Raw genomic sequence first — 1,367 nt, 5'->3', positions numbered from 1 at the left:
GCTTCGGTCCGCGAGACCTACGGTTTCGACGCTGGTTTGCGGCTTGGTTACCTCTTCACGCCAAACACTTTGGGCTATGTGCTCGGCGGCTATTCCTGGCAAAAATATAAATTCGACACGAACGCTGGTTTTGATTTCGATTGGGACCAGAGCGGCTACTTCGTCGGAGCTGGCGTTGAAACGGCCATCAACAGTAACTGGACCATCAAGTCAGAATATCGCTATACCCGCTTCGGTACTGAAAACATTCTTTCCGAGTTCGATATACCGGACGGCGTCCTCGACACGGATACGTCGCGGCATACGTTCCAGGTTGCGGCCAACTATCGCTTTGGCGCCCAGAATGGTGGCGTCGCCTCTTTTGAGGCTCCTGCCTATAATTGGACCGGCTTCTACGTCGGCGGCGCCGCCGGCGCGGGTGCGTCGGTGCATCAGATCGACGTTCCGCCGGCTGGCGACCTCGAGTTCAACGGGATCGGTGGCGAAGGCGTGTTCGGCGAATTGAACGTCGGCTACGACCATGATTTCGGCAGCTGGGTCGCAGGCGTCATGGTGGATGCCCGCTACTCCGGCATGACTTCGGAGTTGGAAGTTCCGGGCGGATCGATCAATCTGGATACAGATTACGGTTTCGATGTACTTGCCCGTGTCGGTATGAAAGTCAACGAATCAACCCTCGCTTAGGTGCTCGGTGGTTACAGCTGGCAGCACTTCGATCTGAACGCGTCTTCACCCATCGGCGATATCCTCGATTGGGACTCCAGCGGCTTCTCGGTGGGTGGTGGTCTGGAAACGGCCATGTCCAGCAACGTGACCGTCGGCCTCGAGTACCGCTATTCGCAGTTCTCCGAGAAGGATTTTTCGTCGGATCTTGGGCTGCCGGACGATACTCTCACCTCCACGCCTTCGTTCCATACCGTCCGCATCGGTGCGAAGTACAAGTTCAACTAGGACCGCCCAAATAACAGTCAAAGCCCGCCGGTCATTCCGGCGGGCTTTTTCTTTGGGCGGAAGAAATGCGGGGCGGACAGCGCGGGCAACAAAAAAGCGGAGCCAAAGCCCCGCTTCCTCTGATGTAGACTTCCCGCCGGTTCATCCGCGGTCGGCAAATCGATCGACAATCAATTCCGTAACGCGACAATGCGACAGGCGTACGACAGCTGCGATCGATGAATACCGCCCGAATCGTCACGCGCGGTCGATACGGCACTGGTAGCAATTGTTGCGCGCCGAGCGGACATGCACATAGGCGATCTCGTCGCGTTCGAACAGGGTCTCGGCCCGCGCCGCGATGGCGCCCGTCGGAATGACGCCGCCGCTGCCATAGACGATGCGGTCGTCCCTGCCGTAGCCGCGCACGATGTAGT

3 protein-coding genes are annotated in these 1,367 nt (G+C 58.3%); 2 read left to right on the top strand and 1 reads right to left on the bottom strand.

Annotated features, from left to right (window positions below):
* Both EOA86_RS34790 and EOA86_RS40960 read left to right on the top strand, forming a co-directional pair.
* Positions 1 to 684: outer membrane beta-barrel protein (locus EOA86_RS34790; RefSeq protein WP_245497479.1), on the top strand; the 684-nt coding region annotated here is incomplete at its 5' end.
* Positions 685 to 951, top strand: a complete 267-nt coding sequence (locus tag EOA86_RS40960) for an outer membrane beta-barrel protein (protein ID WP_245497478.1) — start codon at positions 685 to 687, stop codon at positions 949 to 951. It abuts the gene before it with no gap.
* 237 nt (positions 952 to 1,188) lie between these two features.
* On the opposite strand, the gene EOA86_RS34785 is transcribed toward EOA86_RS40960, so the two are convergent.
* Positions 1,189 to 1,367: DUF1203 domain-containing protein (locus EOA86_RS34785; protein ID WP_128345636.1), on the bottom strand; the 179-nt coding region annotated here is incomplete at its 5' end.

Origin of the sequence: Mesorhizobium sp. M5C.F.Ca.IN.020.32.2.1, from assembly GCF_004023105.1 — a bacterium.
Lineage (GTDB): Bacteria > Pseudomonadota > Alphaproteobacteria > Rhizobiales > Rhizobiaceae > Mesorhizobium > Mesorhizobium wenxiniae.
Note: the sequence above shows the minus strand (reverse complement) of the source record. Positions and strands in the feature narration are given on the sequence as shown.